Source organism: Butyrivibrio sp. INlla16, assembly GCF_900104155.1.
In the GTDB taxonomy this organism is placed as follows: Bacteria; Bacillota; Clostridia; order Lachnospirales; family Lachnospiraceae; genus Butyrivibrio.
In genome coordinates this window covers 137,398-160,235 of record NZ_FMYB01000002.1, presented here as the reverse complement: position 1 = coordinate 160,235, position 22,838 = coordinate 137,398, and the positions used below count along the sequence as shown (strand labels likewise).

Annotated in this window: 23 protein-coding genes; 3 read left to right on the top strand and 20 right to left on the bottom strand. The window is 44.1% G+C overall.

Going from position 1 to position 22,838, the window contains the following annotated elements; genetic code table 11:
* Nucleotides 1-22 precede the first annotated feature (22 nt).
* Nucleotides 23-1,585: a sensor histidine kinase gene (locus tag BLR42_RS01685; RefSeq protein ID WP_091866096.1), complete on the bottom strand. Its 1,563-nt coding sequence runs from the start codon at nucleotides 1,583-1,585 to the stop codon at nucleotides 23-25.
* Nucleotides 1,586-1,763: 178 nt separating this feature from the next.
* Between BLR42_RS01685 and BLR42_RS22575 the strand changes: the two genes are divergently transcribed.
* Together BLR42_RS22575 and BLR42_RS01680 are read left to right on the top strand one after the other, a co-directional pair.
* Complete coding sequence (locus BLR42_RS22575; protein WP_170832601.1) at nucleotides 1,764-2,333, top strand: hypothetical protein; 570 nt, start codon at nucleotides 1,764-1,766, stop codon at nucleotides 2,331-2,333.
* On the top strand, nucleotides 2,290-3,393 hold the full coding sequence (locus tag BLR42_RS01680; RefSeq protein ID WP_207648503.1) for a methyl-accepting chemotaxis protein: 1,104 nt from the start codon (nucleotides 2,290-2,292) through the stop codon (nucleotides 3,391-3,393). Before BLR42_RS22575 ends, BLR42_RS01680 begins: the two co-directional genes overlap by 44 nt.
* Nucleotides 3,394-3,473: 80 nt before the next feature.
* Here the strand turns inward: BLR42_RS01680 and BLR42_RS01675 are convergent, their stop codons facing one another.
* From BLR42_RS01675 to BLR42_RS01620, 12 genes are all read right to left on the bottom strand, one after another.
* Nucleotides 3,474-4,535 (bottom strand): NAD(P)H-dependent flavin oxidoreductase, encoded by a 1,062-nt coding sequence (locus tag BLR42_RS01675; RefSeq protein WP_091866092.1) that lies wholly within the window; start codon nucleotides 4,533-4,535, stop codon nucleotides 3,474-3,476.
* Between the two features lies 1 nt (nucleotide 4,536).
* Nucleotides 4,537-5,001 (bottom strand): MarR family winged helix-turn-helix transcriptional regulator, encoded by a 465-nt coding sequence (locus BLR42_RS01670; protein ID WP_091866090.1) that lies wholly within the window; start codon nucleotides 4,999-5,001, stop codon nucleotides 4,537-4,539.
* 36 nt (nucleotides 5,002-5,037) lie between these two features.
* Nucleotides 5,038-5,493, bottom strand: coding sequence for a 3-hydroxyacyl-ACP dehydratase FabZ (fabZ, locus tag BLR42_RS01665; RefSeq protein WP_091866088.1), 456 nt, complete (start codon nucleotides 5,491-5,493; stop codon nucleotides 5,038-5,040).
* A gap of 57 nt (nucleotides 5,494-5,550) precedes the next feature.
* Nucleotides 5,551-6,825, bottom strand: coding sequence for a beta-ketoacyl-ACP synthase II (gene fabF / locus BLR42_RS01660; RefSeq protein ID WP_091866086.1), 1,275 nt, complete (start codon nucleotides 6,823-6,825; stop codon nucleotides 5,551-5,553).
* Between the two features lie 29 nt (nucleotides 6,826-6,854).
* On the bottom strand, nucleotides 6,855-7,592 hold the full coding sequence (gene fabG / locus BLR42_RS01655; RefSeq protein WP_022762452.1) for a 3-oxoacyl-[acyl-carrier-protein] reductase: 738 nt from the start codon (nucleotides 7,590-7,592) through the stop codon (nucleotides 6,855-6,857).
* A 29-nt stretch (nucleotides 7,593-7,621) separates the two neighbouring features.
* Nucleotides 7,622-8,575, bottom strand: a complete 954-nt coding sequence (gene fabD / locus BLR42_RS01650; RefSeq protein ID WP_091866084.1) for an ACP S-malonyltransferase — start codon at nucleotides 8,573-8,575, stop codon at nucleotides 7,622-7,624.
* Entirely contained in the window at nucleotides 8,572-9,471 is a 900-nt protein-coding gene (locus tag BLR42_RS01645) for a DUF561 domain-containing protein (protein WP_026499143.1), read from the bottom strand. Before BLR42_RS01645 ends, fabD begins: the two co-directional genes overlap by 4 nt.
* Nucleotides 9,472-9,476: 5 nt before the next feature.
* Entirely contained in the window at nucleotides 9,477-10,424 is a 948-nt protein-coding gene (locus BLR42_RS01640) for a beta-ketoacyl-ACP synthase III (RefSeq protein WP_091866177.1), read from the bottom strand.
* Nucleotides 10,425-10,428: 4 nt separating this feature from the next.
* On the bottom strand, nucleotides 10,429-11,433 hold the full coding sequence (locus BLR42_RS01635; RefSeq protein WP_022762448.1) for an acetyl-CoA carboxylase carboxyltransferase subunit alpha: 1,005 nt from the start codon (nucleotides 11,431-11,433) through the stop codon (nucleotides 10,429-10,431).
* A 69-nt stretch (nucleotides 11,434-11,502) separates the two neighbouring features.
* Nucleotides 11,503-12,351, bottom strand: a complete 849-nt coding sequence (gene accD, locus BLR42_RS01630) for an acetyl-CoA carboxylase, carboxyltransferase subunit beta (RefSeq protein WP_091866081.1) — start codon at nucleotides 12,349-12,351, stop codon at nucleotides 11,503-11,505.
* A gap of 13 nt (nucleotides 12,352-12,364) precedes the next feature.
* Nucleotides 12,365-12,592: an acyl carrier protein gene (acpP, locus tag BLR42_RS01625; RefSeq protein ID WP_026499145.1), complete on the bottom strand. Its 228-nt coding sequence runs from the start codon at nucleotides 12,590-12,592 to the stop codon at nucleotides 12,365-12,367.
* Between the two features lie 181 nt (nucleotides 12,593-12,773).
* Nucleotides 12,774-14,132 (bottom strand): MATE family efflux transporter, encoded by a 1,359-nt coding sequence (locus BLR42_RS01620; protein WP_242879155.1) that lies wholly within the window; start codon nucleotides 14,130-14,132, stop codon nucleotides 12,774-12,776.
* Nucleotides 14,133-14,390: 258 nt separating this feature from the next.
* Here BLR42_RS01620 and BLR42_RS22570 point away from each other — a divergent pair, with 258 nt between their 5' ends.
* Nucleotides 14,391-14,555 carry a hypothetical protein gene (locus BLR42_RS22570; protein ID WP_022762445.1) on the top strand — a complete coding sequence of 55 codons (165 nt, stop codon included), beginning with the start codon at nucleotides 14,391-14,393 and terminating at the stop codon, nucleotides 14,553-14,555.
* Nucleotides 14,556-14,682: 127 nt separating this feature from the next.
* Here BLR42_RS22570 and BLR42_RS01615 read toward each other — a convergent pair whose 3' ends face one another.
* From BLR42_RS01615 to BLR42_RS01585, 7 genes are all read right to left on the bottom strand, one after another.
* Nucleotides 14,683-15,966 carry a putative bifunctional diguanylate cyclase/phosphodiesterase gene (locus BLR42_RS01615; protein ID WP_170832599.1) on the bottom strand — a complete coding sequence of 428 codons (1,284 nt, stop codon included), beginning with the start codon at nucleotides 15,964-15,966 and terminating at the stop codon, nucleotides 14,683-14,685.
* A gap of 28 nt (nucleotides 15,967-15,994) precedes the next feature.
* On the bottom strand, nucleotides 15,995-17,311 hold the full coding sequence (locus tag BLR42_RS01610) for a GGDEF domain-containing response regulator (protein ID WP_170832598.1): 1,317 nt from the start codon (nucleotides 17,309-17,311) through the stop codon (nucleotides 15,995-15,997).
* 161 nt (nucleotides 17,312-17,472) lie between these two features.
* Nucleotides 17,473-18,300: a hypothetical protein gene (locus tag BLR42_RS01605; protein ID WP_091866075.1), complete on the bottom strand. Its 828-nt coding sequence runs from the start codon at nucleotides 18,298-18,300 to the stop codon at nucleotides 17,473-17,475.
* A gap of 28 nt (nucleotides 18,301-18,328) precedes the next feature.
* A complete protein-coding gene (locus tag BLR42_RS01600) occupies nucleotides 18,329-19,432 on the bottom strand; it encodes a hypothetical protein (RefSeq protein ID WP_091866073.1) in 1,104 nt (367 codons plus the stop codon).
* A gap of 218 nt (nucleotides 19,433-19,650) precedes the next feature.
* On the bottom strand, nucleotides 19,651-20,025 hold the full coding sequence (locus tag BLR42_RS01595) for a YccF domain-containing protein (protein ID WP_091866071.1): 375 nt from the start codon (nucleotides 20,023-20,025) through the stop codon (nucleotides 19,651-19,653).
* Nucleotides 20,026-20,199: 174 nt separating this feature from the next.
* Nucleotides 20,200-21,192, bottom strand: coding sequence for a hypothetical protein (locus BLR42_RS01590; protein ID WP_091866069.1), 993 nt, complete (start codon nucleotides 21,190-21,192; stop codon nucleotides 20,200-20,202).
* A gap of 246 nt (nucleotides 21,193-21,438) precedes the next feature.
* The gene (locus tag BLR42_RS01585; RefSeq protein WP_091866067.1) at nucleotides 21,439-22,701 is read right to left on the bottom strand and encodes a hypothetical protein; all 1,263 of its coding nucleotides are present in this window, start codon (nucleotides 22,699-22,701) and stop codon (nucleotides 21,439-21,441) included.
* Nucleotides 22,702-22,838: the final 137 nt, after the last annotated feature.

Sequence of the window (22,838 nt, the reverse complement as noted above, 5' to 3'; positions counted from 1 at the left end):
ACGTAAATCCTCTCGTTATTTGTCAGCTTATAAGCTTATCTATCGGAATCGCAATTGAAACGATTGTGCCAACACTCTCCTCGGACTCAAGCTCGAATTCCACAGTGTTATCGGTCATCATCTTAAGCCTAAGGCACGCATTGACAATGCCGACTCTTCCCGGCTCCTTCAAAAGCTCCATATCGGCATCTCTCATCTTATGAAGAAGAGTCTCCGTCTCCTCAGCGGACATTCCGCTTCCGGTATCCTCTATTTCGATAATGAGCTTCTCATCCTTTTTGAATATGCGGACAAAAATCCATCCGTTTTTATTCTTGTTTTCAATGCCGTGAACACAGGCATTTTCAACAAAAGTAACCAGCGTAAGCTTCGGTATCAGATAAGCTCTGCAGTCATCATCCGCCTCAATTGAGTACGAAAGCCTGTCCCCAAATCTGTACTTCTGAAGCCCAAGGTAGTTCTCCGCAAAGGACAATTCCTTTTCTATCGAAATGTTGTCTTCGTTCCACTCGGTGTACTGACGCTGAAGCTTGGCCAGTTTTTCAACCATCTCCGCTGTTTCGGTCTCCTGCTTAATAATGCTGTGCATGCGAATACTCTCAAGAGCATTGAAAAGAAAGTGCGGATTGATCTGGCTGTGCAGCGCATGTAGCTCCGCATGCTGCCTCGTCACAATCATCTCCTGCTCTCTGAGCCTGTAGGAATATACAAATCGGCTGATCCTCGAAATCACGAAAATCGGAAGCAGTATATTGATGATAACAAGAAATAAAAGCTGCATTCCCCATCTGCTTATCCACACGCTGCTAACACCGTTTTTTCTTGCGACGCGAATTGTGAGCTGCTGGTTAAACGCCTGGAACTCCTTGACATAGCCGATATTTTCAAGGGTTTTAATACTCTCATAAGGCTTTCCCGCATTTATCTCGCTCTTATTGGACATGAGGATTTTTTCATCATCACAGACATAGACGTCCAGATCATAATTCGTATTCTGCAGGAGCTTACTCAAATAGCTGTAATCAATATTTACAAGGAGTAGGTTCCCGGATCTGTGATCGTACATATCCAGTATCTCATAGAAATATACTCTTCTCTCATCCTCCCTGACGCCGGTGATCGCGCCGCCATAATCAAACATTAGCCCGAGCTTTCTGCCGCTCGCCATTATATATTCATACCAGCTTTGCCCCTCGGCTGTCTCCAGTCTCTGGAACTGCGCTCCGTTAATAATGCTATCATTGTCCACATAGAATGTGTAGGATATATTGTTTGCCCCATCCACCATGTCGATAAGAGTATCCTCGAAAAATGAGTAATACGCTTCATAGTATTCAAGTCCCGACTGGTAATGGCGGTCGATGAAATCATAGATGTATTTATTTGTATAAACACTCTGAGTCAACTTATCCGCGCTATCCAGCTCATTCGCCAGCGTGTACTGGATTGCGCTTGCGGCATTTTCCATCTCATGAATTATTTCTCTCTTTTCAGATCTCACGATGGCTCCGAGAGCCGCCACATCCATGATCAGCAGCGGTATTATAGCCACGATTATGTATAAAAATAGAACTCTGTTTTTCATTGTATTCCCTGCAGATATTGATTTTTGACTTATTTTTTACAGTACTTCACTTAACAAATTCTTTAGAAAACTTTTAGCCTTCCATACATTGTTAATTTTTATATTAATAGCATACTATTAATTATCAATTCTTTATTATATGCACTCACTTCTCAATATTATACGGGGGTATATTACTATGAGCAAGGTTCGAAACACAAACAAAAAAACGGGCAGTAACGGAAATTTCTTTCAATCGGTAAAAGGTAAGATACTTTTCATGGGTGTCCTTGGAATAGCGGCAGCTCTTATAATCGGTGTTGTCGGTGCTACATCAATAAATAAGAACGCTCAGAATAGTGAAATTGTATCTCTTGTGGATGAAGTAAACGTACTTCAGGCGCAGAATCTGGCTAATGATGCGCTTTACCAATATTATGTTGATGAAAATTACCTGGATGCCACTCTCACCAATCTTGATGAAATGGGTCAAAAAAGCGGAAAACTGCAAACTATAGCAGGTCCCGGGTACCAGGAATCCATCTCAGCCATTATCAGCAATGTAGATAAGAGTAAATCTAACTATAACGAATTAAAGAAAATCCATTCCTCCCGCGGCTATGAATCTTCAACGGGAAAATATCAGGAATATACAAATTCCAGCCAGGACCTTCAGATCCAGTGTGACGGTCATTATTCTCGTCGTTTTGATAATAAGTGTGGTTGTGCTGCTGATCATACTTGGCCGCATCAGCCTTGGAATAAATAAGAGTGTTAAATCTTTCCAGTCCGCTATTGAAGAGATTGCCTCCGGAAAAATCTCCTCAAGAGCAAATGACTCAGGAAAAGACGAATTTGCCGATTTTGCCTCAAGTCTCAATAACTTCCTGGATACACTTGAGGGTACAATCGATAAAGTCAAGGAAGTAAGTGATATCCTCGCCGATACAGGGCTCAACCTGGAGGAAAGTGCTTCAAAGACCAAACAGGTTGCAGGTGAAATCAGTGAGACAATAAGTGAAATCTCAAAGGGCGCAGGAGAACAGGCAAAGGATATCGAGACTTCATCTCAGAAGGTTGTTGATATCAGAAGCAATATCCAGCAGATTCTTGACAGTGTATCCAATCTCTCCGATAAATCTGAGAGCATGAGTACCAGCGGAAAAGAAGCCAATAGCAACATGACTAATCTGACACGTTCCAGTGATTCAACCACCGATGCCTTTACAAGGATTGTTTCACAGGTTCACAAGACCGATGAGTCCGTTGGAAAAATTCAGGAAGCTGTATCCCTTATTGCATCTGTTGCTGACCAGATTAACCTTTTGTCTTTAAATGCCAGCATAGAAGCAGCAAGAGCAGGTGATGCGGGACGCGGCTTTGCGGTAGTTGCAAGCGAAATCTCAAATCTGGCTGATCAGACCAATCAGTCTACTAAGATAATAGAAGATATAATTCATAACCTTTCCGAGGAGTCTAATAAGACCGTCGCTACTATCAATGAAGTGACAGAGCTTATTGACGAACAGAAAACCAGTATTGATGAAACCAGCAACATATTCGAAGACGTAAGTATCGGCATCGATTTCACCAAGGAATCTGTTGTGGATGTACTTGATCAGGCCAAATCCTGTGAGACCTCCGGAGAGACAGTCGTTGATCTTATGACGAATCTGTCCGCGATATCTCAGGAAAATGCCGCCTCCGCAGAAACAACCTCAAGCTCCATGGCAGAACTCAACAAAGAAACAGCAAGACTTGCGGATGCTTCCGTAGAACTTAAGCGGCTTGCAGATGAACTAAAAGAAGATCTTGAGTTCTTTAAATAATTATTGAACAGACAATTTTCATTATTATCTTCTCCATAAAACATGCTGACAGCGCACGTAAAAGCAGCCACTGTAGTTTTTTACAGTGGCTGCACGCATGTCAGTTCATCAATCAATTCTTTTACAGTTACTATGTCCTTTACTCTGGGAGCGTTCTCCCCGCAGAAAAAGAGGCCTTCTTCCTTATTTCCGTGAGCAGCAGCGATGAGTGCTCTGCTGATGCAATAGGGGATGTTGTCGCCCTTGGGACAAGCTGTTAAGCAGCTGTTGCACTTCTTTGCAAGGAAGGATTTTCCCTCATCAAGTTTTTGCAAGAGAGGTGTGTAAATCGCTCTGGCAGGCATTCCCACAGGGCTTTTGATGATGCGGATATCTTCCTCTTTGGAGTCAACGATCACCTGCTTGAATACTTCGTCCACATCACATTCCTTTGTGGCAATGAAGCGGGTTCCTATCTGAACTCCGTCGGCGCCTGCTTCAGTAGCTTCCTTTACATCTTTACTGTCAAAAATTCCACCGCCGAGAAAGACGTAAATCTTCTCTTTAAACTCCTCCTCAAAGGGTTTTATCGCTTCCTTAACCTCTTTTAATATCTGGAGATTGGGCTGACAGGTGTCACTTTTTAAATCGTCAGCGGAAAAACCAAGATGTCCGCCGGCCTGATGGCCTTCTATAACAAGAAAATCAGGGAGAATTCCGGCCTTTTTAACAAAACTTTTGCAAAGGAGCATTGCCGCTCTCTTGCTGGATACGATAGGTGCAAAGAGTGTATCACTTCCCTTAACAAGTTCAGCCAGCTTAAGTGGAAGTCCTGCACCGGATATGATTGCATCCGCGCCGGCTTCTATGGCTGCCTTCACGGTCTCCTCATAGTGGCTCACCGCAACCATGATATTTACACCTATAAGGCCGTTGCCTTTGGATATCTCCTTAGCTTTTTTGATGTGCTCCTTAAGTGCACGAATATTTGCCTCAAATGGATTTTCCATAAAATCAGGCTCATTAAAGCCGATGTTCACAGAGCTTATCACTCCCATGCAGCCTTCCTTTGCGACACTACCCGCAAGTGATGACAGGGATACTCCAACCCCCATTCCGCCCTGAATGATTCCATGGGCGAGCTCTTTACCACGTATGTTCATTTTAATTTCCCCACTGTTTTTTAAACTCCTCTATGTCAAGCTCCGGCATCAGTTCGTTGTTGATGATGTCCAGCATCTCGTTGAGCTTCGCGAAGTCCTCCTTGGAAAAGCGCTTTTCGCATCTTTTCATAATGATCTTGAGATAGTCCTCATTGATCTTACAGAAGTTCAAATACTTCTGAGTGGGACGAAGGTGAAATTCTCTTCCGTCCTCCGGGGACTGAACCTTCTCAACATAGCCTTTATTTACAAGGCATTTGACTCTGTGCGCAGCATTCGGAGATGAGATATCGAGCATCTTCGCGAACTGAGCAACTGTGGGCTCCTCCATCGCCATGATGACCTCCATACTGAAGGTCTCTACTGCGGATAGTGTAGCCTCGCGATTTTCAAAACGTGAATATATCTTCATGTACAAATGAAGACGGAGCTTGTCATAAATATGGCTTATTGCATAATCAAACATGGGCAGAAATCCTTTGAATATTTTTTCTCAATTATATCACACAATCGAGAAGGTAATTTCTGCCTTCGTTACTGTAACACCGTCCACGAGTGCCTCGGCCTCCGCTACACCCACAGGGCCTTTGCATCTGACCATTTCACAGCGAAGTTCAAGCACATCTCCCGGAGTAACGGGCCTTTTAAAGCGCGCATTTTTTATGCCGCCGAAAAGTGCAAGCTTACCTCTGTTCTCCGGAAGCGCCAGAGCTGCTACGGCTCCTGTCTGGGCGAGTGCCTCAATTATGAGGACTCCAGGCATGATGGGCTTTCCAGGGAAATGTCCCTGGAAGAAAGGCTCATCCATGCTTACGCACTTTCTGCCGATTGCCCACACTCCGGGCTCGTGATCTATGATTCTGTCCACCAGGGCGAAGGGATAGCGGTGCGGTAATATCTGTGCTATCTCTTCGGCTGTTAGTGAATTTTTTGCTTCGCGTATTTCTATTTTTTCCATGAGTCTCCCCTCATCCGTCAGCTCCGCTGACACCTTCCCCCAAAAAGGGGGAAGGCATTATGATTTATATTTCTTGAAGATCAGGCAGGCGTTGTGGCCGCCAAATCCCAAGCTGTTGCTAAGTACGTAGTTAAGTTCTTTCTCGATTCCTTTGCCGGGAACGTAGTTGAGATCCATCTCGGGATCTGTCTCTTTGAGACCCGCTGTTGGCGGAACAAAACTGTCTTCAAGGGCTTTTACGCAAAATACCGCTTCAACTCCGCCGGCACCTCCGAGAAGGTGACCTGTCATTGACTTTGTACTTGATACGTAGAGGTCCTTAGCCTTTTCACCAAACACGGTCTTAATCGCAGCTGTCTCATATTTGTCGTTTAGGCTGGTGGAGGTACCGTGTGCATTGATGTAATCGATGTCGCTTTCTGTGATGCCCGCATCCTTTATTGCAAGCTTCATGCAGGCTGCACCGCCCTCTCCGCCGGGCGCGGGAGATGTGATGTGATAAGCATCGCAGTTACTTCCGTAGCCAACGATTTCCGCATAGATATGAGCTCCGCGGCTCTTCGCATGCTCATATTCTTCGAGCACGAGAATTCCGCTTCCCTCACCCATTACGAATCCGTTTCTGTCCTTGTCGAAAGGAATGCTCGCACGGGCGGGATCCGTAGTCTCTGAAAGAGCCTTCATGTTCTGGAATCCTGCGATTCCAAGAGGCGTTATTGAACTCTCGGTACCTCCGCAGATCATAGCATCCTCGTAGCCATCCCTGATTCTGAAAAAAGCATCTCCGATTGCGTTACTGCCACCTGCGCAGGCTGTTACGGGACAGGTACACATACCTTTAAAGCCGTGAGCAATCGCTATGCGGGCAGCTGCCATATTTGTAATGGACATGGGCACAAAGAAAGGACTTACAAATCCGTTGCCCTTATCGAGGGACTTGCTGTGATTCTTTTCAATCTCATCAAGACCGCCGATTCCGCTTGAAATGATAACTCCGCATCTGTCAGCTGCAATCTCCGATACCTGTGTATCGTAACTATAGTCGCCTTCCGCGCTTTTACAAAGTCCCGAATCCTTTATGGCTTCTTCAGCCGCACACTGTGCAAGGAGTGTGAATCTTGCGGTGTGGCGAAGTTCTCTCTTATCAACTTTTCCTGTCGGATCAAAATCCTTGACCTCTGCGGCCACCTTTACCTTATAGCCCTCGGTATCAAAGCAGGTAATCTCGCCGATTCCGATCTTTCCGTTTTTAATGCTGTCCCAGCTCTCCGCAACGCTGTTTCCCGTGGGATTCACGGTGCCGATGCCGGTTACTACAACTCGTCTTTTCATCTTTACCTCTTTCTAAGGAAGTTCTGCTCCTACGCACCCATTCCTCCGTCTACTCCGAGCACCTGCCCTGTGATGTAACTGCTGTTTTCATCCGCAAGGAAAACAACCGCATTGGCAATATCCTTAGGCTCGCCCATTCTCTTCGCAGGAATCTGCGCGTTTATGTTCTCCTTCTGAGCATCGCTGAGTGCACCTGTCATGTCGGTCGCAATCATTCCGGGCGCCACCGCATTGACTGTGATATTTCTGGAAGCAAGCTCTTTTGCCACGCTCTTGGTCATTCCGATAAGTCCGGCCTTACTTGCACAGTAGTTGGCCTGTCCGGGATTCCCGTGAACTCCGACCACACTGGAGATGTTGATTATTCTTCCATAGCGATTTTTCATCATGGGCTTCGTTACGAATCTGCTCATCAAAAATGCGCCGCGAAGGTTTGTAGAAATAACCTTGTCAAAATCCTCCGTGCTCATTCTTGCAATAAGTCCGTCTCTGGTTATTCCCGCATTGTTGACAAGAACGTCCACCTGTCCGTACTTTTCAAGCGTCTCCTTCACGAGATTTTCAGCCACATTTTCATCGGAGATATCTCCCTTGAAAAGGGTTACATCCAAAGCTCCGCATTCTCTGCAGAAGCTCTCGGCCTTTTTTGCGGCTTCGTCATTACCGGCGTAGCTGATAACAACATTGTAATTTTTCTTTGAAAATTCCAGCGCAATCTCACGTCCGATTCCACGGCTCGCACCGGTTACTATTACTGTTCTTGCCATATCCTGTCCTCTGTCTCTAAGCCTTCGCCTCACGCAATCTCAAGGAAATTCTTTATATCTTCGGAGGTTTCAAGTGTGATGCATTCGATATCATCTACCTGCATTTCCTTGGCTGTGCGCTTAACAAAGCCTGTGAGTGCCTTTCCGGGGCCGATCTCGACGAAGCGTCTTACGCCCTTATCCAAAAGGTACTTGATTGTCTGTGTCATCTTAACGCCGCTCTGAACCTGCTTTACAAGCAAGTCTTCGACGGTTTCCGCCTCTGATTTCTCACGTCCTGTAACGTTGAAAACCACAGGAATCTGCTCTTTTCCGAATTCAATATCACTGAAATATTTCCTTAGTGCATCGCCGGCGCTGCTCATATATTTTGTGTGAAAAGGTCCGCTGACATTAAGCGGAATGCATCTTTTGGCGCCGCATTCCTTTGCAAGCTCAGTTGCTCTCTCAACTGCCTTCTTCTCGCCGCCTATAACAATCTGTCCGGGGCAGTTGTCGTTGCAGATGGAAACAAGTCCGTCGTTGCCATTCGAGCTTTCCTCTGATGCCTTGTCGACACAGGCCTGCAGTTCCTCTTCGGAAAGTCCCATAACCGCTGTCATAGCTGACTCAACACCCTCTGCAGCCTTGGTCATGGCTTCGCCTCTGAAAGCAGCAAGGCTTATGGCTTTTCCTGAATCCCAGACGCCTGCTGCCTGAAGAGCTGAGTACTCACCGAGGGAGAGTCCCGCAAGATAGTCGGGCTTTTTACCATGTTTATTTAAAATTGCGGTAACTCCGGATGCAAAGGCAACCATACAGGGCTGTGTGTAGCCTGTCTTTGATAGGTTTCCGTCCGGATCTTCGAAACACATCTTTTTAAGATCAAAAGAGGTCTTTGCATTGTCATAAACTCCTCTGAATTCTTCGAAATCGCGGTAGAGATCCTCGCCCATTCCTTTGTGCTGGCTCCCCTGGCCCGCATATAAAAATGCAGTCTTCATTCTTCCATCAGCTCCTCTAAAATTTTCTTAACCGGTTTGATTTCCTTAACCTGTCCGCAGGTCTGACCCGCCATGAGACTTCCAGTATCGGTGTCGCCTTCAAAAACGGCTCTGCGAAGGCTTCCAAGAGTGAATTTTTCCAGGGTGAGCATATCTGCTCCCGCCTTTTCCTGCTTGATGTACTCGCGAGTCATCTTGTTCTTGAGGACTCTGACCGGTGTTCCGCCGATTCTTCCTGTCACAACCGCATCTGTGCCCTTGGCTTTGATAACGGCATTCTTGTAGTTTTCATGGATAGGACATTCATCACTTGCAAGGAGGCAGGTTCCGACCTGAATTCCGCTGGCTCCGAGTGCAAAGGCTGCCTTGACCTGTCTCTTATCGGCAATTCCACCGGCTGCGATAACAGGAACATTAACCGCGTCAACTGTCTGAGGGACCAGTGTCATTGTGGTCATCTCTCCCACGTGGCCGCCGCTCTCACAGCCCTCTGCGATGATCATGTCCGCACCTGCTTTTTCCAGGTGCTTTGCAAGGATAGGAGCCGCCACAACGGGGATAACCGTTATGCCCGCAGCCTTCCATTTTTCCATGTACTTGCTGGGATTGCCGGCGCCGGTGGTAACTACCTTGACGCCTTCCTCCACCACGATGTCGGCAAATTCGTCCGCATCGGGGTGCATCAGCATTATGTTCACGCCAAACGGCTTGTCTGTCTTACTCTTGCAAATTCTTATCTCTTCCCTGAGCATCTTGGGGTTCATCCCTCCGACGCCGATAAGTCCGAGGGCTCCGGCATTTGAGCAGGCTGCAGCAAAAGAGCCTGTTGCGATGTTCGCCATGCCGCCCTGGATTATGGGGAACTCCGTGCCCAGGATTTCATTGATTTTTTTCATAATATTTAAACTCCTGCATATCGAATCACTGCTCCGGCCCAGGTGAGGCCTGCGCCAAAGCCGACCATCATCAACATGTCTCCGGCCTTGATGTCTCCTTTTTCCACAAGCTCGTCGAGTGCGATCGGCACCGAAGCCGCGCTTGTATTGCCAAAGCGGTCCATGTTTTTGTAAAACTTGCCGGGATCTGCCTTCATCCTTCTGACAACAGAATCGATAATCCTCTCGTTAGCCTGATGGCAGACCACTCTGCTTACATTCTCCACCGAAAGGCCGCTCTTTTCCTGAAGCTGCCTGATGCAAACCGGTATGATCGATGTTGCGAACTTGAAAACTTCCTGCCCCTGCATATGGATGTGGCTGGAACCGTGTCCCGCGCCTTCGACATTTATCTCAAAGCCGCCTCTTGCACCGAGAGTCGATGCGTAAGTCGCATCCTCAGAGAGCCTCACTACCGCAGCTCCTGCGCCGTCTCCGAAGAGGACGCAGGTACTTCTGTCAGTCATATCAAGAAGCTTTGAGAGCTGTTCACAGCCGACAACAAGTGCATACTTTTCACCGCAGCCATTCAGCAGTCCCCTTGCAACCTCGATTCCGTATAAAAAGCCGCTGCAGGCAGCATTCACATCAAGTGTGGGTATAGGCTCCCTTAAGCCGAGCTCTCTTTGAACCAAACATGCCATGCTTGGAGTGGCATAGTCACCGGAAATTGTGGCGCAGATGCATGCCCCGATATCGGATGGTGCAAGCTGCGAAGCTTCAAGAGCTTTTCTTGCCGCCTCCACTGCGAGAGTGGTCGCACTTTCTTCCTCGCTGCAAAAGCGTCTCTCACGAATTCCGGTTCTGGTGCTTATCCACTCATCGTTGGTGTCCACGATTTTCGCAAGATCATCGTTGGTAACGACCTTCGAGGGCACAGCCCTTCCGGTAGATATTATTTCAATATTTTTCATAACCTCATCCGATCTTCCTGTATTTCTCAAGTCTTTGTCTCTTGCAGCCGGATGGCGACAGTGTCATCAGCTCCTTCAGGGTTGAATAGAGGACGCGGTCCAGATTTTTGAAAACTTCACCATAATTTCTCTGCGCTCCCCCCACAGGTTCCTTTACAATCTCATCGGCAACTCCTGCCTCATAGAGGTCGTCTGCCGTGAGCTTCATGAGCTTGCAGGCTTCCTTGTGTCTCTCAGCATCCTTCCACAGAATGCTTGCAAACCCTTCGGGACTCAAAATGGAATAAACCGCATTTTCAAGCATCAAAACCTTGTTTGCAACGCCTATTGCAAGGGCTCCACCTGAATTGCCCTCACCTGTAACGACTGAAATTACCGGAACATGGTACTGGCTCATCTTCGCAAGATTCATTGCGATGGCTTCGCCCTGTCCGTGCTCCTCAGCCTCAAGTCCGGGATAAGCTCCGGGCGTATCAATAAAAGTAATGATCGGTCTTCCGAATTTTTCAGCCTGGTTCATTATTCTAAGAGCCTTGCGATATCCTTCGGGACAAGGCATTCCGAAGTTGTACTCCATGTTTTCCTCCATGGTGTGTCCCTTCATATGCCCCACTACCGTCACAGGTATTCCATGGAATCGGGCAATTCCTCCGTAAATGCTCTTGTCCTCATCAAAGAGATGATCGCCCTTTTGCTCGAAGAAATCCGTAAAAAGTCCGCCGATAAAATCATCAATATGCGGTCTCTTAGGATGTCTTGCAAGGAAGACCTTTTCATCAGGTGTGAGATTCTCACATTCGCTAAGAAAGTGATCTCGCATGTCCTTGAGCTTATCAAGCTCATCTTCACTCTCGGACCAGGCTTCGTAATCTTCCCGGGTATCTCTAAGGACATCGGGTGCTTTTAAGGACTCCTTTACAAGTGCCTTAGTCGCGCCGATTGCCCTCTGTTCAAGGGAAGAGATTTTTGCGTCAAGTTTGTCTATTTTGGTTAGAACTTTTTGTATCATGGGTTACCCCCTCATCCGTCGCTTCGCGCCACCCTCCCCCCAGGGGGAAGGCATTTATTGTTGCTGTCTTTAGGCATGCAGTTCGATCAGCTGCAGGAGCGTATCTCTCATCTCGCTTCTGGGAACGATTCTGTCCACAAAACCGTGTGCCTCAAGGTATTCGCTTCGCTGGAAGCCCTTGGGCAGCTTTTTGTGGATAGTCTGCTCAATTACTCTTGGCCCCGCAAATCCGATGAGTGCGCCGGGCTCGGCCAGGGTGATATCACCGAGGGATGCAAAGCTCGCCGTAACGCCGCCGGTTGTGGGATGTGTAAGAAAGCTTATGTAAAGTCCTCCCGCTGCGTTGAACTCCTCAATTGCCGCTGCGGTCTTTGCCATCTGCATAAGGCTGTAGATACCCTCCTGCATTCTGGCACCGCCGCTCGCTGAAAAGATGATGAGCGGGAGCTTTTTTTCAGTGGCATACTCAATTGCCCTTGTCACCTTCTCACCCACAGTACTGCTCATACTTCCCATAAAGAAGCGGCTGTCCAAAACCGCGCACACTACCTTATGGCCACCGATTTTCCCTGTCGCTGTAACAGCTGCTTCGGGAAGTCCGGTCTTCTGCATCTGACCCTTGAGCTTGTCCTTGTACTCCGGAAAGCCCATCGGATCCTTAGCCGTCATGTCCTCGTTGAGTTCCCTGAAGGTCCCCTTGTCGAGGATGAGTGAGAGTCTGTAGTAAGCCCCTATCGGTCTGTAATTGCCACACACAGGGCATACATAGAAGTTCTCCTGCCAGTCCCTCTTAAGGGCACGTCTGTTGCAGGATTTGCAGGTTATGAAAACCGGCTCCTTATCTTTTTTCAGGAAAACCTCTCCAATATCCTTCCTGACTCTTGCAGGAAAAGATAACGAATCAAGAAAAGTCCCCATCGCAGACCTCCTATTATTTGTGTGCCTCGATTGCAGTCAGCACGTCCTGAACAGTCTTAAGATTTGCAACTTCCTCATCGGGAATCTTCACGCCGAGTCTCTCCTCGATCTCCATGTGAAGCTCCACAACGCTGAGTGAATCAGCTCCAAGATCGTCGATGAGCTTTGAGTCCTTTGTGATCTTGTCCTCATCTACTGCAAGAATTTCTGCTATAAGTTCCTTGATTTCCTCGAATGTCATTTTTGTTTCCTCCGTTTTAACTAAATTCTTTTTAACTAAATTACTTTGAAATAATAGCGTACAAGTTTCCGTTTGTCAATATGTTTTCAGTGTCATTTTTTCAAAATCCCCAAAAACGTTTCTCATGGCATCAAAAAAGAGCCCATACTTCTTTATCACTTGAAGTACAGGCTCTTTTGAATTAACATTTCCTGTCAATTTTCTTTATCCACTTACCGCTCCTAAGGCGTATTACACATACAAAGCATTTAATGAACTGGTCTATTCTGAGCATGATATATATCCAGAAGCCCGGCCATTTGAAAACAAGTCCCGCCAGCGCTCCAAGTGGTATGCTGCATATCCAGAGGAAAATAATATCCGCAACCATGAGGAATTTCGTATCGCCGCCTCCGCGGAGCGTCCCCTTTGTAAGAATACTGTTTGCCGCCTGAAACCAGATAACAAGAGCAACCGCGTGCATGAGATCCTTGGCAAGGACAGCTGTCTCCGGTGTGATTTTATAAGCTCCCACCACCAGATCCGAGATTGCAAGAATCAGCAGGCACCCGAAACCACCTATGACAAATCCAAGAGTTGCAAATGTAATTCCCTGCTGCTGGGCTTTTTCCACCTCTCCCTTACCAAGAGTAATTCCGGTAATCGTACAGCTTGCCTGACAAATTCCCTGGATGATAACGGTTGCCAGGGACATTACCACCGTTGTTATGGAATTGGCGGCAACAAAGCTCGCTCCTACATGTCCCATAACAACTGCTACTGCGCTGTTTCCAAGTCCAAGCAATGTATCGGATATAAGAACGGGAATGGAAATACGAATGTATTCCGGAAGCAAATCCCCGACGGGTATCGTAAGATCGCTTATTCGAAGCCCGATATTTGTATCACGAAACAGTAAGAATCCACATATGATTATAAATTCAACTATTCTTGCAATGAGCGTTCCAAGAGCCGCTCCTCTTACTCCCATAGCCGGAGCACCCAGTTTTCCGAATATGAATACCCAGTTACAGAAGATATTCAGAAAAAACGAGCAGCAGCTTGCAAAAAGCGGAACACGCGCTTTTCCTACGCTCCTTAGCATAAGGCTTGAAGTAACCGCATATCCATTCAGATAGTAACAGGGAATCGAAATCAGAAGATACCCGGTTCCCTGACGAACAACTTCCTCTTCAGCCGTAAACAATCTCATGATATTTCCCGGCATAAGTGCAGTGATCACGGAGAAAAAGGTGGCGGTTATAAACAACATCCTGAACATGATGATTACCGATTTTTTCATGCTGAGTCTGTCATTCATTCCAAAGAATCTGCTGACAAGGACGCTCGCACCCATTCCAAGGCCCATACACATTATCTGAAAGATAGTTATGAAATTGTTGGCAAGCGTGGCTCCGCTCATGGGAACCTCTCCCAATTGCCCGAGCATCATGTTATCAGCCATATTTACCCCAACAGTTATCAGCTGCTGAAGTGCTATCGGGAGCGCAAACGCCACCAGCATTTTATAGAATTGCTTATCACGTACAAATAGTTTCACTCTTCATGTCCCCAATCTTTTTTTTTCACATCCAATTAGATATCATATCACAATTTGGATTTCCCGATCTATCAAGACACCCTCCTCCGAATATAATTTTCAACTGAAATCGCCCTAAAATGAAAGTTAAAAACATTTGTTCTAGCTATAAACTTTTCATATTCCCATATCGATAATATTAGTGAACAACAAAAAAACATGCACAAACGGCCGAACGCATGAAACAAATCACAAGAGTTTTACGGAGGTAAATGACTTATGTATATGTACGAATTGTTTCTTGCAAAAGATGTAAATGGAAAAAGTATTCACTTCATAGAGACAGCACACAAGGTAGACGACCTGGAGAAATGGCTTAAGAAACTCGTAAAAGACAACACAATCACAGAAGACGTAGCAGAAGCAGTTACTTTCGTTTGGTAATTAAAAAGAATATAACAAATCCGGAGCTCGACAGTCAGATAACAATAAGATCAGTCCACAGAGCATAGGGAATTTTAAAATAAACAAGAACCTGTACCCCCGCGAAGTACAGGTTCTTTTATTATGTTCATTCCTTCTTTGGATAAACCTTATTTTTCAGTCTCTCCTCAAATTCCTCCACCGGCAGTGGCCTGTCATAGAAGAACCCCTGAATAACAAAGCAGCCGACCTTGTTTATAAATTCGATCTGATCAATTCTCTCGACACCCTCAGTTACGACGTTCATACCAAGGCCTGAAGCCATGTGGATAATATCCTTTAGGATTACTTCATCCTTCCATGAGAACTCATCGGTATTAATGAATGAGCGATCGATTTTCAGAGTGTGCACCTGGAATTCACGAAGTGTTGCAAGTGAAGAATATCCTGCTCCGAAATCGTCAATTGCGGTCATAATTCCGCGGTCATACAGGTCTTTAATGAACTTGGATAGTTCACCGTGTTCCTGCTCATCCACGGTCTCGGTAACCTCAACCTCGATGTACTTCTTATCAATTCCGGAGTTTGTAATGATCCTGTCTATATTCTCTGCCAGATCAACGTCCAGCAGGTCTTTTCTTGAAAAATTGACCGAGATAGGTACGGGTGTGAGCCCCTCTTCTACCCATCTTTTTATATCCTCGCAGGCACGGCGAAGCACATAGTAATCAAGCAGCACTATCTCGCCGTTCTCTTCAAGCGGTGGTATGAAAACGCCGGGTGAAACCATCTCTCCGCCATGCTTCCATCTGACAAGTCCCTCTGCACCAACAAGCGTGTTGGTCCTAGAATCCACCTTCGGCTGATAGAAAACAAGAAACTCTCTGTTTTCAAGCGCACTCTGGTATTTTTCCAAAACCTCCTTATTGCTGGCAACCTTTTTGAGCATCGCATCGGTCACCTTTACGACAGGCACGTGCAGCACATGTTTTGCATGCTGAAGCGCTACGGATGGTCTGCCGATAGCATCTCCGGGATCATCGAAAGTCTCCTCGATATCCCAAAGTCCTATTGTCGATTGGATTTTCAGCTTGGTATCATTTTCCAGATAGACTTCTATTCCGTTCAAAAGGCGGCAGAATTTTTCCTTCCGCTCCGTCTTTATGAGCGCGACAAAGTTATCTCCTCCCAGATGTCCCAATACCTCATCATCCAGAAGAAAATCCTTCACTTTTTCCGTAAACTGGACTAAAACCTTATTTCCGCCCTCCATTCCGTATCTGCTATTGATATTACCGAAACCCTTCAGATTGAAATAGAAAGCTGTGTAATTTGTGATAGTCCCCTGATTGATGCGCCCTGCAACTTCCCTGATATATCCCCCTGCATTTGGGAGCCCCGTCAGGTAATGCATCATCTGCTCATCTCTCATACTTTTACCCCCGTTCGTTGACATGTGGCTATCCCTTAACCATTTCCATCTCGTAGGTGATAACGTATTTGCCTTCCGGATCCTTAGCCTTCCAATTTTCAATAATTCGCCTTATGACCATATCAGTATTCACATCCTTTGACTCCAGTAAAAGCAGCCTCACATGACTCTTCCCATTCTGTGATACTACATCGCTGCCTCTTAAGGAATCTTTCACAACCTCATAAAACGCATCACCGATTTCCTGTGGAATCTTTGTCTCGCCCTCTTTTTCGGGACTTATTGTAAATACTATAAAATGATTACCAACCTGGTAATTTTCCTGTACTCTGCATAAAAATCGATAAATGAGTTTGAACTGATCACCATCAAGTGAATAAGCACCTTTTCCTTTGTTACGCTCCCCGAGGATCATCATGTCCTGAGCAATATCCGAGGTGACTGATGTCGTCTCTTCCTCGTTTTTACCGGAGCCCACAAACATGCTGTGTCCGTGTTTTCCATTCTGCTTAACTGTGTAAAGGGCTTTGTCGGCCTTTTTGTATAAGGTGAGAAAATCGGTGCCCTCCTCGGGAGCAAGAACTGCTCCAACCGAGGCTCCAAGCGGAATATTCATATTCTCACCCATAAACTCCTTCGCGGATTTGAGGAGTTCTTCATTGATAAATCTGGTCTTTTCGGCGACGATTTTTTCATCCAGGATATTCTGACAGAAAGCAATAAACTCATCACCGCCCATTCTGCCTGCGATGTCGTTGTTTCTGATCGCTGCTCTTATTATCTCCGCAAATCTGATGAGAATCTTGTCCCCCATGCTATGTCCATAGAGGTCATTTACAAGTTTGAAACTATCAAGGTCTATCATCATAAGGACGCCGCGGGTATTTCTGCACATGGCGCCAATCTCGGTCTGCGAAGATGCTTTATTAAGGAGTCCTGTCATGGGATCAGTCTCGGCGGCTGCCTTAAGTCCCTGAATCTGCTCCACATGGTTCAAGATGTTTTCTACACGCTTAAGCAGTACATCTGCCCTAAACGGTTTTCTAATAAAATCAACCGCACCCTGCTCAAAGCCTTTTCCTTCCGTCTCCTCGTCGGCATCAGCAGTCATAAACATAACCGGAATATGTTCGGCATACTGGTCCTGAAGTGTATTCTGAAGCTCAAAGCCGCTCATTCCGGGCATATGAAGATCCGTGAGGATCATGTCAGGTCTCTCACGTTTGTATGCCTCAATGGCCTCACTTCCTGATGTCACACAAATTGTGTCATATTGAGAAGCGAGTATATGCTGCGTCATTCGCAGTGTAATTCTTTCATCATCTACGATCAGGATTTTTTTCATAAAAACCTCGCGCATAAATCATACCTAATATCATTATACGCGACTAATTGTGAAAAATGCGGCGATATACGAATTTTTTATGATTGTTTATCGTTTATTAATATAAGATTAGCGACGGAAGCAAGATATATCTGATATATCTTAGTTCACGTCGCTATTTTTTATCTATTGAATCCCCATCTATATGGCGTGGTATTATTTGAATTATTACCACTAGTCGACTGAGCCTGTTTCGGTTTCTTGATATTTATAAAATGCGAAAGCTGAGAGGTCTTCTTCTTACTTCCAAGCTTAACATGGGTTGTATCGGATAATACCGTATATCCCTCGATAAATCCCTCATTCCAGTCTGTCATCTTTTCATAATCGCCGACGTGTGTTCCGCATATTCCAACACAAGTTTTTGTATAGTTGGATGGAAACTTTATAACAATAGTCTTGACGTATGAAACATAATACTGATACACAGTCCCGTCAGACCATGCCATTTTTTGAGGCTTTAATCCTTTCCACTCTGTCTCAGTAACATTTACTGCATGGTAGTTGGTTCCCTCTTCAGACGTTTCCGCAGTATTTAAATTCTCTCCGGTACTTTTGTCCACAACCACAACATCAAGATAGTCTATAAAATCATGTCCTGAATTTATCAGCTTTTTAGCCATCTTCTTCGAAGGCTTTTTGGGATTCTGCACCTGTATTGTCATTATCACTGTCATAGTCGAATCCGTAGACTGAGAAGATGAGCTTGAAGTCCCGGAAGATGAGGGATATTCACTCATTCGAAACTTGGTAATCTTTGCGTAAAACTTGGAAAGCCCTTTTTTTCCCGGTACTTGCGAGTACACCGTAATCCAGGAGCCCTTTGTAAAATTAAAGCTACAACCACTCTTTTTAAGATCATTAAAAGCAGCATTTGAGCTAAATGCAGAACTGTTGAACAATACTATAACCAAAAGAATTATTATGAAATTACGAAGTCGTCGTTTCATTTCCCCTCCATTCTTGGCAGTATTCACCTTACTTGCATTTCTTCTTATAATTGAATTCTTTATATCGTTTCTTGGTTGCTGTGACTATTACTACATCACCCGGTTTCAAGTTTCTTGTTAACGTGTACGTTTGGGTTGTTTTTTTCTGAGTAAGTGAAATCTTAGTTTTTTTCTTCTTTTTATATTTTATTTTGATCTTTTTATTTTTTGATCCCTTTTTTACTATAATGCTGATTTTTGCACCTTTTAGAGTATTAACTGTAATATATCTGCTTCCTGTACTTGTTGAAACACTTGTCCATAGTCCCAGCTGTGAATCGTCATTATTTATATCAACACTTATTTTGTATTGTGTACCGCCTTTTCCGGATAAAAAGAAATATCGCCGGATTTGGTAGCCTGACATCGTATATTCAGCTGTTCCGTTGTCTCTTAATACCCTCAGGCTATTGCTGTCGATTGTATAATCATTGTCATCAGCTATCCTGGTATCCATCTTTTTAGTAGCTACAATAGTTACCTTATAGTTCATATTATTGGGAACTTCAAAATAAAAACTGTCTATGTCATCGTCGCGTTCAAGCATTCCGACTGTTTGTGCCGCCCCTGCCGTTAACGGTGTTGCCATATCAAAATCACCATAAAAATCATCTGCATAGCTATTTAGGTTCAACGTATATGTCCCGGTACCACTTATTCGAATATAGTAATTCTTTTCCTCCAGAAGCTTAGGCATGTATGTATCTTTACTGCCAACTCCCTGGAATTCCATCCTACACACAATCTCTGCAATATGGTTTCCTGTATGCGTATAACTGGACTTAATCACATTTAACTGCTCATCCAGAATATCTATCTGCATTACACCCGCTGTCTGTGATCCTGTGAGCCTTGCTATCACCCATACGTTTCCGGTAGGAGCCTGAAAGCTATACCAGTATTCTGTTCCAAGGGTTGCACTTCCTGTTTCGTTTGACCCACTAACGGAAATATTTACAGCATTCTGTGGATTGATATTACTGGTGGAAGCAGCTTTTACGCAGAGATTATAACGACATAAAAAGAATGCCATCAGCAATACTAACAGCACCGAAGAATAACAGAAATACCTTTTCATAGATATTCTCGTCATTATGTATCCCCCGTAATCAAGTGTTATGTTTACAACTCCATAAAATTATAAATTACGATAATCCGTACATAAAATGCACATAACTTCACTTATCAATTATATCGTCATAAAAATATAAAAAATAAGAGTGCACCACCTTAGTGCACTCTTTTTTAGGGAAATTTAACATTTCAAGACTGATTTATTATTCTTTCCATCTCGTATGCTTTTTTCAATAATTAAGCAAAATGTACTCTTTGAACCTCTGTTCCAAAGGGAGTAAGTGAAAGTGCTGCCAGTTTAAAGAACTGTTTTCCAAAAGGTATTCCTATGATTGTGATGCAAAGGAGTACTCCAATAATGAAATTTGTCAGCGCAAGCTCCATACCGCCAAAGAAAAACCACCAAACGTTAAGAAGGAATGACACCGGGCCGCCCTCATTTTTAATTTCCTGTCCAAAAGGATTAAGTGTAAGCCCTGCTATCTTGAAGCACTGTACTCCGATCGGGATTCCAATCAATGTAATGCAATATAAGCATCCTACCACAAACCAAAGAACTGCACTAATAAATCCACCGCATATCATCCACAATATATTTCCTAAAAATCTCATAACCATTTCTTCCTTTCTGTGAAACACACCTTTGTTTTATCTGAGATCATATTATCAGGTCTTCTATCACAGAATTATCACATTATGAAAAATTGGCTGATTTTATAATTCAATCGCATAGTAAAAGCCGGCATGAATCTACTTCACGCCGGCTCTTCTCACTATAAAAATGATTTAGTTGCTCAATACCTTTTTTGCTTCTTCAAAGGCTTCTTTTTCAGTCATTTCAGGATTTGTTTTTTGGAAAAAATCAGCAAGTTTTTGGATATCATCAGCACTCTGCTTCGACATTCCTTGTGCAATCCCTGTTCGTATCAGTTCCTTAGTTTCGTAATCAAGTACTTGTCCACCCATAATTCTCTCGGCCTCCTCTTTTACGACTTTCCGCTTGGCTGTTAAGGCTGCTATAACCTTCTTAGACAGCATAATAATCGAATGATGCGTCAAAACATCGATCTGTCCTCTTTCAAGCTTTTCCCGAAGCTTATCATAAATCTCCTGATAACGCTTCCTAAAATTATCAAGAAAAGCTTCATCTTGTGACTCTATTTTATCAAAGTCACCTTCGAAATTAAACAGATAAAACGGAATCAAAAAGTACAGTTCCTTATCGATAATATCGTCACAAGAATAGTCCTTGAGTTTCATGATGGGAACCCTATACTGCGCATGGTCTCCGCTAGGGACATTAACTGTGACAATCATATTGTCGGGTGTTGCGGAATTGCTCCTAAGATACAGCACCCCTGAAGCAGGAAGGTTAACGATAAGTCTGTCATCAGAAACTGAACTGTCTTCTTTTATGGCAATCTGTACGTCATACTCGAACATCCTGAGTATCATTGTTCCATTGTTATCGGACTGACACTCCAGATGAAAAAGCTTTCTGCAACCATAGTGATCAATAATCTCGATAGCCGAATCGGTTATCATCTTATCCTGATTACCTTCACTTCGGTTGGCAAAATAGGCATTGTTGAGCGTATTCACCTCTTCATCTCCCTCGTAATGAATGTCTGTGAACATCTCATTGAGAAGCTTTAAGAGAAGTCCCTTGTGCTCGACTACAAGGGTTCGGAAGACGTCATCATAAGGCGTACTTCCACTGTTTGTCCGGTTCTGATCAGTTTTCTGATCTTGGCCTTCTGAAAAATTGTTGTATAGCATTTTTTCCTTTCCGATTTGCTTCTTCGAGACAACATTAGAAAGGAAAATGCTTTGACAGAGTAACACTTATTTTGAATAGGCGCAACTAATAATCAAACGGAATAGTTTATATGCAAAAACAAACCCCGCAGCATACGCTGCGGGGCGAAATGATCTATATCAAGCACATGAACAAACTTTGTCACGAGACCATTTTCTGTATGATTGATAAAAGTAAATGATGTACCTGATATAAAGCTTGACTAATTATTGTTTGCTGGTTCTAAGTGAAATAGTAATTTCCTCATTAACGAATTCCTTAGTAAGCTTATCCTGGCAAACAAGTATTACTGTTGTGTAAGCCATATTACCATTAGCAGTTTCCTTCTCTGTTGTTGTATACTGTCCCGTTTCACCATAGGTTCTAACTGTAGTTCTGTCTTCTTTGTAAGGAACGGTATTAAGAGAAATCTTGCTATTATTCTTAACTTTCACAAAGCTGCAATTCTTATACTCAGGATCCTGCTCTCTAATGCCATCTATTGTATCCTCATAATCGCCATCTCCGTTAAGGTCAATACCATAAGAATACTGTCTGGTAGCATATGTAGTTGTAGACTTGTCAACAAAAGTAGAAGTACTGTCATCACTTGTCTGAGTCTTTGTTGTATATGCGTTAGGCTTAATTACATATGCTGCGATAAATTTATAATTCTTGCCCATTGTAACTTTAAGCTTGCCGGATTTCTTAGTTACATAAAAATTACCGCTCTTAGCTGCACTCTGGCATGCATAGTAATTATTATTATTGGCGCCCTTGTTATAATTCATCTTCAAGTTCTTGCCGGCATAAGTAATCTGTGTGATACATCTTTCATCTTCAGAAACAGAAACCTTCACTTTAGTTGTTGTTGTAGCACCTGCTGCATCTTTTACGGTTATGGCTACAACAGACTCACCTTTCTTCTTTCCCCATACTCTGTATTCATATGAGTTCTGCATACGTTTCACAGCTTCCCACTCAGCGGTTGTAGAATCATCCGTAAGTGTAAGTTCTTCCTTGTCACCATTTACTTTTCTATAGTAGTACTTTTTAGTCTCACTATCTCTATCGATCTGCGCTTCTTCAGACTTAAATTCCGACTGCTTTACATTAATATTTCCTTTTCCTTTTGTAACCTTTATCTTTGTTACTTCTGCACCGGGATCAAGTGTAAACCTAATATCATTATAGTCATTAATTCCCACTACAAGGCCTTTTCTAATACCGTTATTGTAATGCGTAGCCTTATACATGTCGCCTGATGACTGCCCGGTAGCATAATCAAATGTATAAGATTCATTAGTTACCTTATTGGTATAAGTAGATGACTTTGTTTTAGTATCGATGATCTCACCTTCAGCATTTCTGGTATACTCAGCGCTTCTATTATAATCATAATACGTAGCGTTAACCTTTACAGGTACCGCAAAAGTAATAGTCAATGCAGCTGCAAGCGCTATTGTGCCAAATTGTTTAAAACCCTTCATAAGGAACCCTCCTTCAATAAAATGTACGGTTTTTCGCAACCGTTTACTGTGACTATTACCATTTTACCGCCCCTAAAAACGGCTGTCAATCGAGTATTCATGCATTTTTACGGATTTTATTGTAGTTTATAAAAAGT